The 16,963-nt window shown below is 68.0% G+C and carries 15 protein-coding genes; 12 read left to right on the top strand and 3 right to left on the bottom strand.

Annotated features, from left to right (window positions below; translation table 11 throughout):
* Positions 1–795 precede the first annotated feature (795 nt).
* The gene (locus ACFV6H_RS27135; protein ID WP_384975461.1) at positions 796–1,662 is read left to right on the top strand and encodes an alpha/beta fold hydrolase; all 867 of its coding nucleotides are present in this window, start codon (positions 796–798) and stop codon (positions 1,660–1,662) included.
* A gap of 198 nt (positions 1,663–1,860) precedes the next feature.
* On the opposite strand, the gene ACFV6H_RS27130 is transcribed toward ACFV6H_RS27135, so the two are convergent.
* Positions 1,861–2,334, bottom strand: coding sequence for a DUF1348 family protein (locus ACFV6H_RS27130; RefSeq protein WP_385546921.1), 474 nt, complete (start codon positions 2,332–2,334; stop codon positions 1,861–1,863).
* A 554-nt stretch (positions 2,335–2,888) separates the two neighbouring features.
* Here ACFV6H_RS27130 and ACFV6H_RS27125 point away from each other — a divergent pair.
* The gene (locus ACFV6H_RS27125) at positions 2,889–4,187 is read left to right on the top strand and encodes an NAD(P)/FAD-dependent oxidoreductase (protein ID WP_385546918.1); all 1,299 of its coding nucleotides are present in this window, start codon (positions 2,889–2,891) and stop codon (positions 4,185–4,187) included.
* Between the two features lie 187 nt (positions 4,188–4,374).
* Here ACFV6H_RS27125 and ACFV6H_RS27120 read toward each other — a convergent pair whose 3' ends face one another.
* Both ACFV6H_RS27120 and ACFV6H_RS27115 read right to left on the bottom strand, forming a co-directional pair.
* Entirely contained in the window at positions 4,375–5,073 is a 699-nt protein-coding gene (locus tag ACFV6H_RS27120) for a cation diffusion facilitator family transporter (protein WP_385546915.1), read from the bottom strand.
* On the bottom strand, positions 5,070–5,447 hold the full coding sequence (locus tag ACFV6H_RS27115; protein WP_384975465.1) for an ArsR/SmtB family transcription factor: 378 nt from the start codon (positions 5,445–5,447) through the stop codon (positions 5,070–5,072). The genes ACFV6H_RS27120 and ACFV6H_RS27115 overlap by 4 nt, the downstream gene beginning before the upstream one ends.
* Before the next feature lie 240 nt (positions 5,448–5,687).
* Here ACFV6H_RS27115 and ACFV6H_RS27110 point away from each other — a divergent pair, with 240 nt between their 5' ends.
* The 10 genes from ACFV6H_RS27110 (at position 5,688) to ACFV6H_RS27065 (ending at position 16,885) form a co-directional block, all read left to right on the top strand.
* Entirely contained in the window at positions 5,688–6,377 is a 690-nt protein-coding gene (locus ACFV6H_RS27110; protein ID WP_384788975.1) for a response regulator transcription factor, read from the top strand.
* A 70-nt stretch (positions 6,378–6,447) separates the two neighbouring features.
* Positions 6,448–7,863: an ATP-binding protein gene (locus ACFV6H_RS27105; RefSeq protein ID WP_385546910.1), complete on the top strand. Its 1,416-nt coding sequence runs from the start codon at positions 6,448–6,450 to the stop codon at positions 7,861–7,863.
* A gap of 226 nt (positions 7,864–8,089) precedes the next feature.
* On the top strand, positions 8,090–10,381 hold the full coding sequence (locus ACFV6H_RS27100) for an MMPL family transporter (protein WP_385546907.1): 2,292 nt from the start codon (positions 8,090–8,092) through the stop codon (positions 10,379–10,381).
* A 268-nt stretch (positions 10,382–10,649) separates the two neighbouring features.
* Positions 10,650–11,774 carry an acyl-CoA dehydrogenase gene (locus ACFV6H_RS27095; protein WP_385546904.1) on the top strand — a complete coding sequence of 375 codons (1,125 nt, stop codon included), beginning with the start codon at positions 10,650–10,652 and terminating at the stop codon, positions 11,772–11,774.
* 189 nt (positions 11,775–11,963) lie between these two features.
* Complete coding sequence (locus ACFV6H_RS27090; RefSeq protein WP_385546900.1) at positions 11,964–13,019, top strand: SDR family oxidoreductase; 1,056 nt, start codon at positions 11,964–11,966, stop codon at positions 13,017–13,019.
* Positions 13,016–14,302 carry an aspartate aminotransferase family protein gene (locus ACFV6H_RS27085; RefSeq protein ID WP_385546897.1) on the top strand — a complete coding sequence of 429 codons (1,287 nt, stop codon included), beginning with the start codon at positions 13,016–13,018 and terminating at the stop codon, positions 14,300–14,302. The genes ACFV6H_RS27090 and ACFV6H_RS27085 overlap by 4 nt, the downstream gene beginning before the upstream one ends.
* A gap of 1 nt (position 14,303) precedes the next feature.
* Positions 14,304–14,795, top strand: a complete 492-nt coding sequence (locus tag ACFV6H_RS27080) for a type II toxin-antitoxin system RatA family toxin (protein WP_385546894.1) — start codon at positions 14,304–14,306, stop codon at positions 14,793–14,795.
* Positions 14,792–15,334, top strand: coding sequence for a flavin reductase family protein (locus tag ACFV6H_RS27075; protein WP_385546891.1), 543 nt, complete (start codon positions 14,792–14,794; stop codon positions 15,332–15,334). Before ACFV6H_RS27080 ends, ACFV6H_RS27075 begins: the two co-directional genes overlap by 4 nt.
* Positions 15,335–15,374: 40 nt before the next feature.
* A complete protein-coding gene (locus ACFV6H_RS27070; protein WP_385546888.1) occupies positions 15,375–16,217 on the top strand; it encodes an SDR family oxidoreductase in 843 nt (280 codons plus the stop codon).
* A complete protein-coding gene (locus tag ACFV6H_RS27065) occupies positions 16,214–16,885 on the top strand; it encodes a sterol desaturase family protein (RefSeq protein ID WP_385546884.1) in 672 nt (223 codons plus the stop codon). The genes ACFV6H_RS27070 and ACFV6H_RS27065 overlap by 4 nt, the downstream gene beginning before the upstream one ends.
* Positions 16,886–16,963 lie beyond the last annotated feature (78 nt).

Below are 16,963 nucleotides of genomic sequence, written 5' to 3'. Positions count from 1 at the left end.
GTGATTGCGCTTTGCCGTGAAGGCCCACTGCGACGGGAACGAGCCGAGGGCAGGAGACACCGGCAAGCGCTGCTCACCCTTGGCCACCAACACCGTATGCCAGCTTGGCACTAAGTGCCAAGCTGGCATACGGTGCACCTCATGGCTCGGAGCAGCACTCCGCCAACCCAGGAGGAAACGGCAATGAGTAGAACGACTTCCGCGTCCAGGTCGCGGCGGAGAAGTAAAGGTCGTCAAGTCCTGTTGCTGGTGACGTCGGTAGTGGTTACGTGGACCCTGGCGATGTCTGCGTCCACGGCCGCTCCAGCAGCCAGCACTCATGTGCCCGACGCCGCGCCGACGGGCAAGATGCCGGTTCGTTCGTGCAAGAGCATGATCGGCCTGAGCCTGCCCGTCGAACGGAGAGACCGGCGTGACACGGCCGCTGTGCATGTACCCACTTGCCGCTCGGTACAAAGGCCACGGCAACACGGACAACTCCGAGAATTTCATCTGCGCCAAGAGGTAAGACCCGGAGATCAAAACGACCAGGATCGCACCACAACCAGCTACCCCTGGTCCACACCATGGCGCGGGCCGCTGGCCGTGAAGGTTCCCAGATCAGCGCAGGTAGAACTGAAGTGCGGGAGCCCGTTGTCTTGAGTGGCCACTGCCCGATGTTGTGTCTAGCGTTGGGGAGTGGCAGTCCGCTCGCAGCCTGGAGGGCATTGCGGAGCCCCAGCGGCTTGGCCCCCTCGCCTGCCTGGGATGTCACGCAGAAGCGCCATACGCTCGGGGAACTCCCCGGAGGTCGACATGCCCCCCACCCACCACCGCAAGGCGACGATCGACGGCCAGCAGGTGTTCTACCGTGAAGCCGGCCCTGCCGACGCGCCTGTCATCCTGCTCCTGCACGGATTCCCCACCAGCTCCCACATGTTCCGCCATCTCATCCCCGCACTCGCCGACCGCTATCACGTGATCGCCACCGATCACATCGGATACGGCGAGTCGTCCATGCCCAACACCGACGAGTTCGAGTACACCTTCGACAACCTGGCCAAGATCACCGCCCGCCTGCTCGACGAGCTGGGGATCAGCCGCTTCTCGATCTACGTCCACGACTACGGAGCCCCCATCGGCTGGCGACTGGCCCTCAACCCCGCCTACGACGTGACCGCAATCATCACGCAGAGCGGCAACGCCTACATGGAGGGCTTCGCCAAGCCCTTCTGGGACGACCTGTTCGCCTACGCCTCGTCTCCGGGGGCGGACACCGAACCCGGTGCGCGAGCGAAATTCAGTGCCGAAACCACCCGCTGGCAGTACGAGAACGGAGCCGAGGACAAGAGTCTGGTCAGCCCGGACACCTGGCTGCACGACCAGACCCTGCTGGACCGGCCCGGCAACGACGAGATCCAGCTGGCGCTCTTCCGGAATTACCCGAGCAACATCGACGGCTACCCACAGCTCCAGGAGTATTTCCGCAACAGCCAGGTACCCACACTCGCCGTCTGGGGCGAGCGGGACGAGATCTTCGGACCGGACGGAGCGCGAGCCTTCTCCCGAGACCTGAAGGAGGCGGAAATCCACCTCCTGCCCGCAGGCCACTTCGCCCTGGAGACACATCTCGACGCCATCAGCGGCTACATCCACGGATTCCTCGGCCGCGTTCTCAGCTGACAGCGCCGCCTGGGCACCCTATCGGTCAACAAGCCGGCGGCCGGCGGCTGCCACGCGGAGCGCGGCACAGCCGCCGGTGGCAGCAGGTCGGGTGGCGCGCCGGCGGGCGACGTCGGCCTCGGCCGCGGCGCGGACCTCGGCGAGGGTTCCCCTGGCCTGAGGTGCCCGGTGCCCGGGTGACTCCCCTTCACGCGATGTTCAGAGACCGAGGTCGGTCAGGCTCGGATGGTCGTCCGGGCGCCGCCCCAGCGGCCAGTGGTACTTGCGCTCGGATTCCTTGATCGGGAGGTCGTTGATGCACGCGTACCGGTGATGCATCAGACCGTTCTCGTCGAAATGCCAGTTCTCATTGCCGTACGAGCGATACCAGTTCCCGGAATCGTCGTGGCACTCATAAGCGAAGCGCACGGCGATACGGTCGCCGTCGAAGGCCCAGAGTTCCTTGATCAGCCGGTAGTCCAGCTCCCTCTCCCATTTTCGGGTGAGGAACGCGATGATCTCGTCACGGCCGTTCGGGAACTCGGCCCGGTTGCGCCAGTAGGAATCCACGGTGTACCCGAGCGCGACCTTCTTGGCGTCGCGCGTGTTCCAGGCGTCTTCCGCCGCGCGTACCTTCTGGATGGCGGTTTCCCGGGTGAAGGGAGGCAGCGGAGGGTGCTGTTCGGAGGTCATTCTCTCTCCATGCAGTTGGTTGTAGCCGGGGCCGCGTCATTGCGTTCGCTCCGGCCGGGGCCGTTCGCCCGGGTGGCCGGAGCCGCGCGGCGCGATCCGTCCTATTGGCACACACACTCGTTACCCGGTCCCCCGCGCCGCGCGGTCGGGTAACCCATGCGCCGCGCGGTCGGGTAACCCAGATGATTGGACTGTTGAGCGAGCGGGCAAAGACATTCACCGATTCGAGGCTGTCTGCGGTGGTCACCGACCGGCTCGCCTTCAAGGGCACCCGCTTGACGGGCTCGGGAATCCACGGTCGCGCACGCTGCTGGAATCCAGTGGGCCAATGCGGTCATTGCGGACCTCCTTCAGGTCCCCTGCCTGGCCCCGGCGCCCCAGCGCCTCGACGTCCGTCGCGTTGACGGGCAATGATGTTTGACGGCAGCCAGATGTCTGTGCGCGAGCCCCCGATGAGACTGGTCGTACGGCGCGTGGGACGCCGGCGATCCCGCTGTCACCGCGTTGCCGCCCGGTGTCCATCGAGGTACCGCACGACCGAGGAGGAATCCGGTATGAGTACGGACGTCGTAGTGGTCGGAGCGGGCGTGATCGGATCATCGATCGCGCTCGAGCTGTCCCGTGCCGGTCGGCACGTGACCGTTGTCGACAAGGCGGGGGGCGTGGGGTTCGGATCGACGAGCGCGTCGAGTGCTGTCGTACGGTTCAACTTCTCCACGCACGCGGGTGTCGCGGCTTCCTGGGAGTCGTCGTTCTGCTGGCAGCGATGGCGTGACCATCTGGGAATCGACGTGGACAACCTGGCCCGATTCGAACGCAGCGGCCTGGCCATGCTCGATGTGCAACTGGCTCCCCGGATGGGCTACCTTCCGCTCTTCGACAAGGTGGGCGTTCCCTACGAGGAGTGGGACGCCGCGACACTGCGCGAGAGAATCCCCGGGATCGACGCGGGGCGCTACTGGCCGCCGAAGCGTATCGAGGACGACCGCTTCTGGCAGGATGCCGACGGCTCTCTGGGCGCGGTCTTCACCCCCGACGCGGGGTTCATCAGCGATCCACAGCTGGCGGCGCAGAACCTGGCCGAGGCCGCCGTGCGCAACGGCGCCGACTTCGTCTTCCGCCGTACGGTCACGGCGGTCGAGACCACGGACAGCGGTGTCGCCGCGGTTCTGCTCGACGACGGGACCCGGATCCCGTGCACGACGCTGGTCAACGCGGCCGGCCCCTGGTCGGGCAAGGTCAACCAACTCGCAGGGGTCGGTGCGGACTTCACCATCGGGGTGCGCCCCATGCGGCAAGAGGTCGCCCATGTGCCGGCCCCTCCGGGCTTCAACCCCAGCGGCGCGGCAGGGATCAGCCTGGCCGATATGGATCTCGGCACGTATATCCGCGGCGAGGTCGGTGGCGGCCTGCTCATCGGAGGAACGGAGCCGGAGTGCGACCCGTTCGAGTGGATCGATGATCCCGACGCGGCCGATCCCCACCCGACCATGGGTGTCTTCGAGGCACAGACGACCCGGGCCGCCCGGCGCCTGACGGAGCTGGCCGTCCCCAACCGCGCCCGAGGCGTGGCCGGGGTGTACGACGTCGCCGACGACTGGACCCCGATCTACGACCGTACGGAACTGGACGGCTATTACGTAGCCATGGGCACCAGCGGAAACCAGTTCAAGAACGCTCCGCTGGTCGGCCGGCTGATGACCGCGATCATCGACCAGGTCGAGGCGGGTGTCGACCACGACGCCCATCCCGTCCAGTTCTTCGGCGAGCACTCCGGTGCCGCCATCGACCTGGGCGCCTTCTCCCGCAAGCGAAGCGTCAACGCCGGCAGCTCCGGCACCGTCATGGGCTGACACCGCCCCGCGACCGCGCCCGGACCGGCACGGTCGCGCGAGTGATCACCAGAGCTGGGTGTGCCGGCTTGGGAGCCGTCGGAGGACTGGACCGCGCACCATGTTCCCGGCCTGCGGACGGCATTCGCAACGCCGTCGCCGCGGGCGCGCGCTGTGGCGAGCACGGTTCATCGAAGTGACTGCTCGGTCACTTGTGGCTGTCCGAGCACGACGATCCCGTCTCGCTCGTGGTCTTCTCATCGTCTTCGCAGTCGTCGTCGCAGGCCAGTTCGCCCTCCCACGCTTCCTTTCCCTCCATGATCGCGAAGGCGGCTATGACGAAGCCGGCGACCGGGTCGAGCCAGGTCCAGCCGACCAGGGCATAGGCGAGCAGTCCGGCGAAGGTGGAAACCGAGAGCCAGGCGCACAGCTTCGTCTCGGCTGCATCGGCCACGACCAGGCGGGAGTTCATCTCCTGCCCGGCTTTGCGCTTGACCCGCGCCAGCCACGGCATGATCACGATGGAGAGGCCGGTCAGGGCGATGCCCACGATGGAGGTGTCGGGCGTTTCGCCGCCGGTCAGATCACGGATGCCCTCGACGGTGACGTAGGCGGCCAGCGCGAAGAACGTGATCGCGATGAACTTCAGCGCGCGGCGTTCCTTGTCCTCGTCCGGCTCCCCGCCCTTGATCTCCGCCAGTAGCCGCACCAGGACGACCACGGCGGCGGCGACCTCGATGCCGGAGTCCACGCCGAAGCCGATCAAGGACACCGCCCCGGCGACGGTGCCGGCCGCGATGGCGATGATCCCTTCGATGACGTTGTAGCCGATGGTGAACTTCGCGTACCGCACCGCGCGGTGTGTCGCTGCCCCGGTCGCGTCGAGGACGGTGGTCGGCGTGCTCATCGGCCGGAGGTCTCCTCGGCGGGGGCATTGCCGTAGGTGGGACAGAGTGCGACGGCTTCGCCGGTCGCGGCCAGCAGTTGCTCGGCCGAGGCGAGCAGGTCCAGCAGCTCCGGGCGGGACAGGAAGTACCGCGACGAGCGGCCTTCCGGCCGGGAGTCCACCAGTCCGCAGTCGCGCAGGCAGGACAGATGGGCCGAGACCGTGGACTGGGCCAGACCTACCGCGGTCACCAGGTCCACGACCCTTGCCTCGCCTTGGGCGAGGCGGAGGAGGATCGCCAGCCGGGCCGGTTCGCCGAGGGAGCGGAACAGGGCTACGGCGGGTGGCGGGGCGTCGCAACCGGGGATGGCGTCCAGCCCATCATTCATCGTCATGGAGCGATGATATCCATCGCGGGCAATGAATGAAAAGTAGGGGAATCGCGTGACGCCCCTTGCGGCGCAGAGCACCCCGCAGGGCGCTTGCGAAGTTTGCGGTGAATCGCCGCCAATGATCGATCACGGAGGGGAATGTAAAAGTTACCCTCTGGTTTCATCGTCTTTGGGCGATGATATCGCTAGGATCCGATATTGGCTCGGTCGACGGGGCCTTGCCGCATCGAGACGGGGGTTGAGATGCACGTTCTGATTGTCGAGGACGACGAGCGGATCGCGGATGCGCTCGGCGAGGCCATGCAGCGGTTCGGCCATGAAACGACATGGGCCGCCACCGGGCAAGAGGCGCTGTTGGCGGCGGAGAAGACCGAGTTCGTACTGCTGGACCTGGGCCTTCCTGACCTGGACGGTCAGGAGGTCTGCCGCCGCCTGCGGGAACGTTCGTGGGTGCCGATCATCGCGGTCACCGCCCGCGCGGAAGAGGTTGATCGCATCATGCTGTTGCAGGCCGGGGCGGATGACTATGTGGTCAAGCCCTACAGCATGCGCGAACTCCTGGCGCGCGTCGACGCCGTGGCCCGCCGGGCCGCCCGCCCCGCGACGGGCGGCGGACCGGAAGAGCCTCGCGAGGACCGCTGGGTCGCCGGGCCACTGATGATGGACCTGCGAACCCGTCAGGTGGAGGTGCACGGCTCGCCCGTGAGCCTGACGCGGCGCGAGTTCGACCTGCTGGCGGCTCTCGCGGCCGACGCGGGAGCGGTCCGGGCGCGCGAGGACCTGATCAACGAAGTGTGGGACGCCAACTGGCACGGCTCGACAAGGACCTTGGATGTCCATGTCGGTTCCTTACGCAACAAGCTGGGCGCGCGCGAGTGGATCGAGGCGGTCCGGGGAGTGGGCTTCCGGCTGGCTGTGCCCGATGCCTCGTGACGGCGGTGATGCAGCGGCAGCGTGCCCGCGCCGTGGGCACGCTGGGCATCCTCGGAAAGGAGCAGGCGGCGTGCGCCGTCATCTGGTCGCGGCCTTGGTGGCGTTACCCGCTGCGGTGCTGGTGCTGCTCGGGTTGCCGCTGGCGCTGGAGCGCGATGAGCAGGCGGTCCGTCGGCTTGCCCATGCCCGTATGGAGCAGGCGCGGGCGATGAAGGGCCTGGCGGCCGATCTCGTGCGCGGCGGCAACTGGGCGAAGGCCCGTGAACACATCGCCGACTACCAGGACCGCACCGGTGGCCGGATCCAGATCTACAACGTGGCGGGCCAGGCTCTGATGGGCGCTCTGTGCATCCTCACCGCGGACGAGTTACGTGAGCGGGAGCCGGTAAAGGCGGCTCTGCGCGGCGATTTCATCGACTCCGCCGAACAGCGTGTGTCCTGGCGGGCAGTGGAACTGGTGATCGCGATACCTGTGATCGAGCAGGGGCGGCTCGTCGCCGTGGTGGTCATCTGCTCCTTTCTGGACGATCTGCAATCCGAGGTGATGACGGCGTGGGCGGTCATCGTGGTCGGCGCCCTCCTCGCGCTCGCTGCCGGCGCCTGGCTGGCGGAGCCGCTCGCGCGGTGGATTCTGCGGCCCATCCGGTATTTGGAGCGCGCGGCGTTGGATTTCGCGGCCGGAGACCACCACGCGCGGGTACCGGTCGACCAGGGCCCGCCGGAGCTGCGGGTGCTGGCGGAGACCTTCAACCACCTGGCGGAGCAGGTCCAGCATCAAGTGCGTGTGCAGCAGTCGTTCGTGGCCGATGCCTCGCATCAGTTGCGCTCGCCACTGGTCGCTCTGTCCCTGCGCCTGGAGAATCTGGAGCCGTTCGTCGACGAGGACGGTGCACCGCGCCTGGCCCAGGCACTGGCAGAAGCGGACCGGATGAGCCGTATCATCAACGCGCTTCTGCTGCTCGCCCGTTCGGAGAGCCGGGACCAGTCGGCACGTTCGGTCGACGCCCTCGCCGTACTTGAGGAGCGCGTCGCTTCCTGGCGGATGGTGGCTGCTCCGAAGTCGGTCGAGATCGCCATCGTCGAGGGCACGGAGCTGCCCGTCGCAGCGATTCCCGGCACACTCGACCAGATCCTCGACGTCTTCCTCGACAACGCCGTACAGGTTTCCCCGAGCGGCAGTTCCATCCGGCTGCGGTTGATCGTCGTCGGTGACACGGTGGCGGTGCAGTGCCAGGACGAGGGGCCGGGCATGAGCGCTGATGACCGCGCGCGGGCATGCGACCGGTTCTGGCGCGGCTCCGGTGCGAAACCGGGCGAGGGCTCCGGCCTCGGGCTGGCGATCGCCGCGAGTCTGGCCCGCGCGAACGGCGGAGAGGTTCTGCTGAAGCGTGCGCCCGGCGGCGGCCTGCACGCGGAGCTGCGCCTGCCCGCCTGGCGGCCTCCCGCCGCAGGTGTTTCCGCGGCTGTCGAGCATGTGCGGAGGTGATCTCGCGCAGTTCCTTGTGACTGCCCTGCATGTGCCCTGCCGATTGCCTGACCTGCGGATCTTTACGCTGGCATGCATAGACCGCCGCGCGCCCCAGACCGTTGCGCACGTATGGACGGCCGTCGCAGGTCCTGCTCGATCCGGCGACCACCCCACCGGTCATCAGCCCTTCCCTTCATCCGGGCGGCCCGTTCGTCAGGGTTGTCCCCACCCCCTAGGAGGAGGCATGGGAACCCGACCCACTGCCCGCACCACCGTCAAAGCCGACTCGCCCCGCCTCGCCCCGACGCCGACGCCATCGCCCGCCAAGGGTTTGGCGCGATTGGGGACATGGCTGGCCCGGCGCCGGGTGCTGGTGCTCCTGGTCACCCTCGCCGCCCTGATCGTGGCCGTACCGTTCGGTGCAGATGTGGAAAGCCGCCTGTCCGAGGGCGGAATCACCTCTCCCGGCTCCGAGTCTGCCCGCGCCGATGACCTCCTCAACACCCGTTTTGAAGGCGGGTCACCGCATCTGGTGTTCATTGCCCGGTCCAGCGGCTCCGTCGATGCTGCGGCCGTGGCGCGCGAAGGCCAGGCTTTGACCGACCGGCTGGCCAAGGAACCGGGCGTGGTGGAGGCCGCCTCGTACTGGTCACTCGGCCGGGCCGAGGCGCTGAAGGCCAGGAACGGGCGCTCCGCTCTGATCACGGTGCGCCTTGCCGGTGACGAGGACCAGGTCCGCAAACACGCCAAGCGGATCCTGCCCACCGTCATCGGCGAGCAGGGCCCGCTGGAGGTCACCGCCACCGGGGCGACCGCGGTGCGTATGGAGATCGAAAAGCAGAGCGAGGAAGACCTCGTCAAAGCCGAACTGCTGTCGGCACCGCTGCTCCTGATCATCCTGCTGCTGGTGTTCGGCAGTGCGGTGGCCGCCGGCACTCCACTGGCCGTCGGAGTCCTGGCGGTGATCGGGTCGTTCGTCGTCCTGCGGCTGCTGGACATGGTGGTGCAGGTGTCGGTGTTCTCGGTGAACATCACCACCGCGCTCGGGCTCGGCCTGGCGATCGACTACAGCTTGTTCATCGTCACCCGCTACCGCGAGGAGCTCGCGGCGGGACGGGATGTGCACCCGGCGATCGCCGAGACCATGCGCACCGCCGGCCGTACCGTACTGTTCTCCGCGTTGACGGTTGCCCTGTCGCTGTCGGCGATGCTCGTTTTCCCGATGTACCACCTGCGCTCCTTCGCCTACTCCGGCATCGCCGTGGTGATCCTGGCCGCCCTCGGCTCGGTGATCGTCCTGCCCGCCCTTCTCGCGGTCCTCGGACACCGGGTGGACGCGTGGAACGTACGCCGCCTGTGGAACCGCAAAGCCCGAACCAACACTGTTCACAAGGACCACGAGGGCTTCTGGCACCGTGTCGCCATGGCCGTCATGCGCCGCCCGCTGCCGTTCGCCCTCTCGGTGGCCGCGGTGCTGATCGCCCTCGGGATTCCCTTCCTGCGCGTGGAATTCGCCGACAGTGACGACCGCGTCCTGCCCTCAAGCTCACCCGCCCACCAGGGTGCCCAGATCCTGCGGGAGCAGTTCGACAGCCAGGAGGGCTCACCCATCTCGGTGGTCCTGCCGGCTCTGGACCCCAGAACGGACTCCAAGGAAGTGGCCACTTACGCCACCGCGCTCTCGCAGCTGCCCGATGTGTCGAGGGTGGATGCCACGACCGGCTCGTACAACGCCGGTCAGGAGGTGGCACCGCCCAGCGCCCTCTCCCAACGCTTCGCCGCCAAGAAGGCCACGGAGCCTGGTACGTGGATGGCGGTGATCTCCGACACCGAGCCGTATTCCGAGCGCGGCATGGACCTGGTTTCCGCCGTACGGGCCGTCCCCGCCCCGTCCGACAGGCTGGTCGGCGGTCAGGCGGCGCTGCTGGTGGACTCGAAGTCGGCTCTGGGCGACAAACTGCCCTGGGCGCTGGGCATCATCGCCGCCTCCACCATGCTGCTGCTGTTCCTGTTCACCGGCAGCCTGCTCATCCCGCTCAAAGCGATCGTCCTGAACCTGCTCAGTCTCACCGCGACGTTCGGCGCGATGGTCTGGATCTTCCAAGAGGGGCATCTGCGCCGGCTGGTGGGCGACTTCACCGTCACCGGCGCGATCGACATCGACACGCCGGTACTGATGTTCTGCGTCGCGTTCGGCCTGTCAATGGACTACGAGGTGTTCCTGCTCTCCAGAATCAAGGAGGAGTACCACCGCACCGGCGACAACGTCAGCGCCGTCGCCTGGGGTCTGGAGCGTACGGGACGGCTCGTCACCGCCGCAGCGGTCCTGGTGGCCACCGTGCTCCTGGCGTTCGCCACTTCGGAGCTCACACCGCTGAAACTCCTCGGCGTGGGTCTGGCCCTGGCCGTCATCGTGGACGCAACCCTGGTACGGGGCATCCTGGTGCCCGCGTTCATGCGCCTGGCCGGCCGGGCCAACTGGTGGGCCCCAGGTCCGCTGGACCGCTTGCACAAACGCATCGGACTGGACGACTAGCACCACACGGCCCCCACGCGTGCAGCCGCCTCGGTGCTCTCTCCGACACCGGGGCGGCCGTCTGCCCGGACACACCCATGCCGACACAACATCCAGGAACGACACATTCCCATTCAAACGAAACCCTGACCGAGTGCTGCACAGGTGCTGCAAGAGTGCTGCACCGCGAGTTCGTAGCGTTGCGGGTGTCGCCTCGGGCAGAGCTCAACCAGCCTCTGCCGGGCGGTGGATCAGCGATGTGGACACAACACGGTGGGGGAATCCGGGTATGAAGTTCTTGCAACGCGAACGCGCCGTCTTGGAAAAGGCGATGCCCGGGCTGGACCAGCAATTGGCCGACCACCCGCTGATGGATCTGGAGAGCGCCGGAGGTCCGGCGCCGGCCGCCTTCACCGAGGCCGGTGGGCCCGCACTGCTGGTGCCGGCCGAGCACGGAGGATACGGGGCCGACCTGCTGACCGCCGTGCGTGTGCAGCGCGCTCTGGGTTCGCGCTCTCCGTCGCTGGCTGTGGCCACCACGATGCACCACTTCTCCGTCGCCTCCTTGGTGGAGGCCGCCGCCCACAGCAGCGGTCTGGAGTGGATGCTGCTGGCCGCCGTCGCCAAGGACCGGCTGCTGCTCGCCTCCGGCTTCGCCGAGGGGCGCACCGGGCAGGGCATCCTCGCCCCCAACCTCACCGCCCGCGTGGAGGGCGAGAAGGTGTGGCTGAGCGGTTCGAAGAAGCCGTGCAGTCTGGCCCGCTCGATGAATCTGCTCACCGCCTCCGTGGCACTGCCCGGACCCGACGGCACACCGCAACTGGCCATCGCCCTGATCCCCGCCGAAGCATCCGGCCTCAGCGTCCGGCCGTTCTGGGGCAGCCCCATCCTGGCCGGAGCGGAAAGCGACGAAGTCGTCCTGGACGATGTGGAGGTGCCCGCCGAACTTCTGGTGCGTACGGACGTCACCGCTGACGGCCGTCTGGACCATTTGCAGACCGTCGGCTTCGTCTGGTTCGAACTGCTGATGACCGCCAGCTACCTCGGCGCGGCCTCCGCACTGGTGGAACGCACCCTGGCCAACACCCGGGTGGACGCCGCGGTGCGCGCCGAGGCAGCCACCATCCTCGAAGCGGCCGTACTCGGCCTCGAAGGGCTGGCGGCATCCACCGAGCCGATCGGGCAGAACACTCTCGCCCAGGCGCTGATCTGCCGCTATGCCGCCCAGGACGCCATCAACCGGGTGCTCGCGCTGACCGTGGAAGCCGCCGGAGGCATGGCCTTCCTTTCTTCCGGCGATATCGCGTACTTGAACTCCGCCTGCCGCGCTCTGGCTTTCCACCCGCCCTCGCGCGCCCGCATGGCCGCTCCGCTGGTGGACGCCCTGGCCGGAGAGCCTCTTCGTATCCCTTGACCGCCTGCTGCCGCTCCTTCACCGTCCCGGGTCTGGCATCTGCCGCCGTGCCTCAGGGGACGGCTCCGGTTCCGTGTCTTCGGTCGTATGCCAAGGCGCCGTACCACCGCGCCTTGTGCGCCCGACAGCGCCCAGCGGCGCCTTGTCCTCTCGTACGCGCAATCCTGCCCATCCGTGAGGTGCTCGAACGTGTCTTCTACTCCCACCGTCCTGCTCACCGGCGCGTCCGGCGTAATCGGTACGGCGCTGCTTCCCGAACTCTCCGACTGTCACATCATCGCCCTGGTCCATCACGCCCCGGTTCTTGGTGCCGACGAGCTGCTCGTCGGGGATCTGACCGCGTCCCGCCTCGGTCTGGATCCCGCTGCCTACAGGGCACTTGCCCGGCGTGTGGACGTCGTCGTCCACTGCGCGGCGATCACCGACTTCTCCAGCGGCCCCGACGCCACCCACGCACTGAACGAAGCGGGTACCCGGCAGATTGTGCAACTCGTCGCCGACGCGGACGCCGTGCTCTATCACCTGTCGACCGCCTTTGTCGCACGGACCGAACTCACTCGTTCCTCTCTCGGCCGCGAAGCGGGAGAGGCCGGCGCCCGGCCCGAGGACTACCTGGACTCCAAACGCGCCGGAGAGCAGGTCGTACGCTCCTCCGGCGTCCCGGCCGTGATCATTCGCCCCTCCGTCGTCATCGGCGACTCCCGCACCGGGGAAATCTCCGCGTTCCAGGGTATGCACGGCATTCTGGCCGCCCTGCTGCGGGGCGGGCTGCCCCTCATACCCCTGCCGGCCGCCTCACCCGTGGATTTCATACCGCAGGACGTCGTCGCCACGACCATCGCCGCACTCGTCCGTAGTGGACGCCGTGAGGGCGAAGTGTGGGTGACAGCCGGTGAGCAGGCATTGGCCACCGCCCGGGTTCTTGAGCTTGTCAGTGAGGCCGCCGGCGAACTGGGTGTGGACATGGCCGTGCCGCGTACGGTCGGCCAGGAGATGGTGGACCGGCTCATCCGCCCGGTGTTCATCGCCAACCTGCATCCGCGGGCCCGCCGCCGTTTCGACGACATGCTCGCGATGACCGCCCTGTTCGCGGGCGCCCGCCCGTTCCCCAACAGCCTGGGGCAGCCCGGTCTGCCGCCGCACCTCGACACGGCAGCCGTGGAATCCGCGCTGCGCGCCTCGGTCCTGCATCTCGCCCAGGCCCGCCAGATGGGCCGCCGCTTCGCCGAGCAGGTGCCGGTATGAGCGGCCTCACGCCGGGGACCATCGCCGGTGGTACGGCCACGGTGGCGGAAGTGCTGGATGTCTACCGCCGACACCTCAGCCGCGGGCGCGCGCGTCTGGCGTCGCTGACCGGCGGGGCGATGGAAGTCGCCTCCGACGGTGCGTACGTATGGGACTCCGACGGCAAGAAGTATCTCGACTGCGGCGGCTACGGCGTATTCCTCCTCGGCCACCGCCACCCTCGCGTCGTCGAAGCCGTCATCTCTCAGATCCAGCGCCACCCAATGGCCACCCGTATCCTGCTGGAGCCGGTGGCGGCCACCGCCGCCCAAGCCCTCGCCGCCGTCACTCCGCCCGGGCTGGACTACGTCCACTTCGTCAACTCCGGCGCGGAGGCCACCGAAACCGCCATCAAACTCGCCCGCGCCCATGGCCGTCGCCGGTTGATCTCCGCCATCGGTGGCTACCACGGCAAGACCACCGGCGCCCTCGCGGTCACCGCGAAACCGTTCTATCAGGATCCGTTCCGGCCCCTGCTGACGGCTGAGCACGTGCCCTACGGCGACCCGGACGCGCTCGCGAGTGCCCTGGCCGACGGCGGTCCGGCCTGTGTCATCCTCGAACCCGTCCAGGGCGAGGGCGGCGTCGTCATCCCTCCGCCCGGCTACCTGAGCCGGGTGCAGCAACTGTGCGCCCGGCATGGCGCGTTCTTCGTCCTGGACGAGATCCAGACGGGCCTCGGCCGCCTTGGCAGTTGGTGGGGCGCCGACGGTGAGGACATCCGCCCGGACGTACTACTCGTCGGCAAGAACCTCAGCGGCGGCGTCATCCCCGTCGCAGCCGCGGTCGCCACCGAAGCGGCGTACGGACCGTTCAACAAGGATCCGTTCCTGCACACTTCGACGTTCGCCGCCGCTCCGGTGGCCATGGCCGCAGCCACCGCCTCCGTGACCGCGATCGGCGAAGAGGGTCTGATCGAACGCGCAGCCTGGTTGGGCGTCGAAATCCTCGGGTGTATCGAAAAGGCCCTGGCCCCGCTGCGAGGTGGCGTGGTGGCCGACATCCGCGGCCAGGGCCTGCTGATAGGTATCGAGCTGAGCAACGCGCACGCCGCCGGTGAACTCGTGCTGCACCTGATGGAAGCCGGACTGCTGGTCAACCACTCGCTCAACGCACACACGGTGGTACGCCTCACCCCACCCGCCGTGCTCCGTGACGCCGACGTGGACCGCATCAGCGACGCCATCACCAGTGCCGCCACCGCCCTGTCCCGCTCCACCACCTCCCGGAAGAGAAAGCTCTGACATGCCGCAGGTCACTCTCGACGCACTCGTCCCCGGTACCACCGCGGGATCCGTCTTCAACCTCCTGCGTGACTTCGCCGCCTACCCGAAGTACACCGACGCGGTCCGCGAAGTGATCGTGACCGACGCCGGGGCGGACTCCGTCGACTCCCAGTGGTCGGTCAACTTCCGTAATGGCGTGCTGTGCTGGAGCGAGCGCGACCACATCGACGCCGAGGCGCTGACCATCGGCTTCACCCAGACCGAGGGTGACTTCGACACCTTCGCCGGCAGTTGGCAGGTCGAACAGCAGGACCGCTCGGTCACCGTACGGTTCACCGCCACCTTCGATCTTGGCATGCCCAGCCTGGCCGCCCTTATCGACCCGATCGCCTGTGAAGCCCTCGCCGAAGCCATCACCCTGATCCTGCGCGGGCTGCTCGGCGAACACATCACCATCACAACGCCCGAACCGGTCCCGACCGGCGCCGGCGTCAACGGCGGCCGGCCGTGACAGGCTCCGTCACCCTGCACACTCCCACGCACAACACCGACACGGAACGGTCCGTGACCAGGGAGGTGTTCAGGGACGTCTTCGCCCAACTGCCCACCGGGGTAACCGTGGTGACCACCAGCGGGCCCGGCGGCGCCGAGCCCAGCGGCATGACGGCCAGCGCCGTGTGCTCCCTGTCCCTGGATCCGCTTCTGGTTCTGCTCTGTCTGTACAACCACAGCAACACCCTGGCCCGCATCCGCGCCGGCGGCTCCTTCGCGATCAGCATTCTGGGCCACGACCAAACCCAGGTCGCCGAGCGATTCGCCAACAGCGATGTCAGCCAGACCGACCGCTTCGCCCGTACTCCTCACCACCATGCCGACGACCTGCCCGTCCTCACCGGGGCACTGGCCTGGCTCACCTGCCACATCGCACAGACCTACCCCGGCGGCGACCACACCATCGTCACCGGCCATGTCCGCCGCCTCGGCAGCGGTCAAAGTGCAGGCGGCCGGCCCCTGGTCTGGCACTCGCGCGCCTTCCACACCCTCGCCTAACACCCGCTCCGCTCACTCGATCACGCCAGCAGGAGGACCAGTGCCCAGGGATCTCAAGAACAAGGTTGTGGCCATCACCGGCGGCAGCCGCGGTATCGGCCGCGCCACCGCCGAGCAGTTCATCGCCGCCGGCGCCAAGGTCGCCATCGGCGCCCGTAACTACGACTTCGCCGTCAAGGTCGCAGGCGCGATCCACGCCCACGCCTACCCTCTCGACGTCACCGACGCCGCCGACGTCCAGACTTTCTGGCACGCTGTCGAAGCGGACCTCGGCGAGATCGACATCTTCGTCAACAACGCCGGCGAGATGATCGTCGGTCCCTTCGAGAACGAGAGTTCCGAGGACACCGCCCACCAGCTCGGCGTCAACCTGCTCGGCACCCTCAACGGTATGAAGACCGCGATCCGGCCCATGCGAGCCCGCGGAAAGGGCCACATCATCAACATGGTCTCCGCCGTCGGCATGATCGGCCTGCCCGGCTGCGCCACCTACTCCGCCGCGAAGCACGGCGTGGTCGGGCTTTCCGAAGGCGTACGGGCCGAATTGCGCGGAAGCGGCGTCGACCTGTCCATCGTCCTGCCCATCCCCGCCCAGACCGAGCTGACGTCCGGTGTCGGCAAGGGACGTTTCGTACCCCTCCTCACCCCGGAGGACATCGCCGGAGCGGTCCTGCGCACCGCCCGCCGCCCTGTCTACAACCGGTACGTACCCGGCTGGACCAACCCCGTCACCCGCTCGCTGTTTCTGCTTCCGCAGCCTTGGCGCGATGCCATGGGCCGCTTCCTCAAGGCCGACCAACTGCTGCGCACGACCGACTTCCAGGCCCGTACCAATTACGAGACGCGGGTGAAGGTCCCCACAGCAGAAGGAGCCGGTGCATGACCTCCGCAACACCCGCCCGTAGCGGCAGCAAGGGGGCCGTACGGCGCGGAAACGCGCCCGCGACAGTCGGCTGGTCATGGCTGGACAACCTTCTCCACGTCCATCCGGCCACCACGGTGGTGATGTTCACGCCGGTCATCGCCGCCTGCGTCTGGCTCTCAGCAGGCCGGACCGGAGGCTGGGCGCTGGCCGGCTGGGCCGGGGCCGGATACCTGACGTGGACACTGTCGGAGTACTGGGGGCACCGCATCGTGCTCCACTACGAGCCCGAGAAGGGCTTCGGCGCCCGCCTGCACTACATCCTGCACGGCGTGCACCACGACTATCCACAAGACGCACGGCGCTCCATCCTCAGCCCCATCCTGAGCATCCCCACGGTCGGCGGAACGATCTACCTGTCCTCCGGACTCGGATCGCTGCCGCTCGTCTTCGGGGCCGGATACACGTTCGGCTACCTGACCTACGACCTGTTCCACCTCTACCTGCACCACGCGAGGCCGAAGAGCCGGCTCATGCGCCACCTGCGTTCCCTGCACATGCGCCACCACTTCCGTGACGACACTCGCGGCTTCGGTATCTCCGCCCCCTACTGGGACGAACTGTTCGGCACGTCCATCGCCCGCCAACAGCGCCCCGGCACAGCGGGACCGGGCAACCCGGACGTCTGACATCCTCATCACCGGCCCGGACGGATCCCAGAACCGGCGTGGGCGCCTGCGTGGGACCCGACTTTCCCCCGAAGTCGT

Origin of the sequence: Streptomyces sp. NPDC059743 (assembly GCF_042732975.1) — a bacterium.
Classification (GTDB): domain Bacteria; phylum Actinomycetota; class Actinomycetes; order Streptomycetales; family Streptomycetaceae; genus Streptomyces.
Note: the sequence above shows the minus strand (reverse complement) of the source record. Positions and strands in the feature narration are given on the sequence as shown.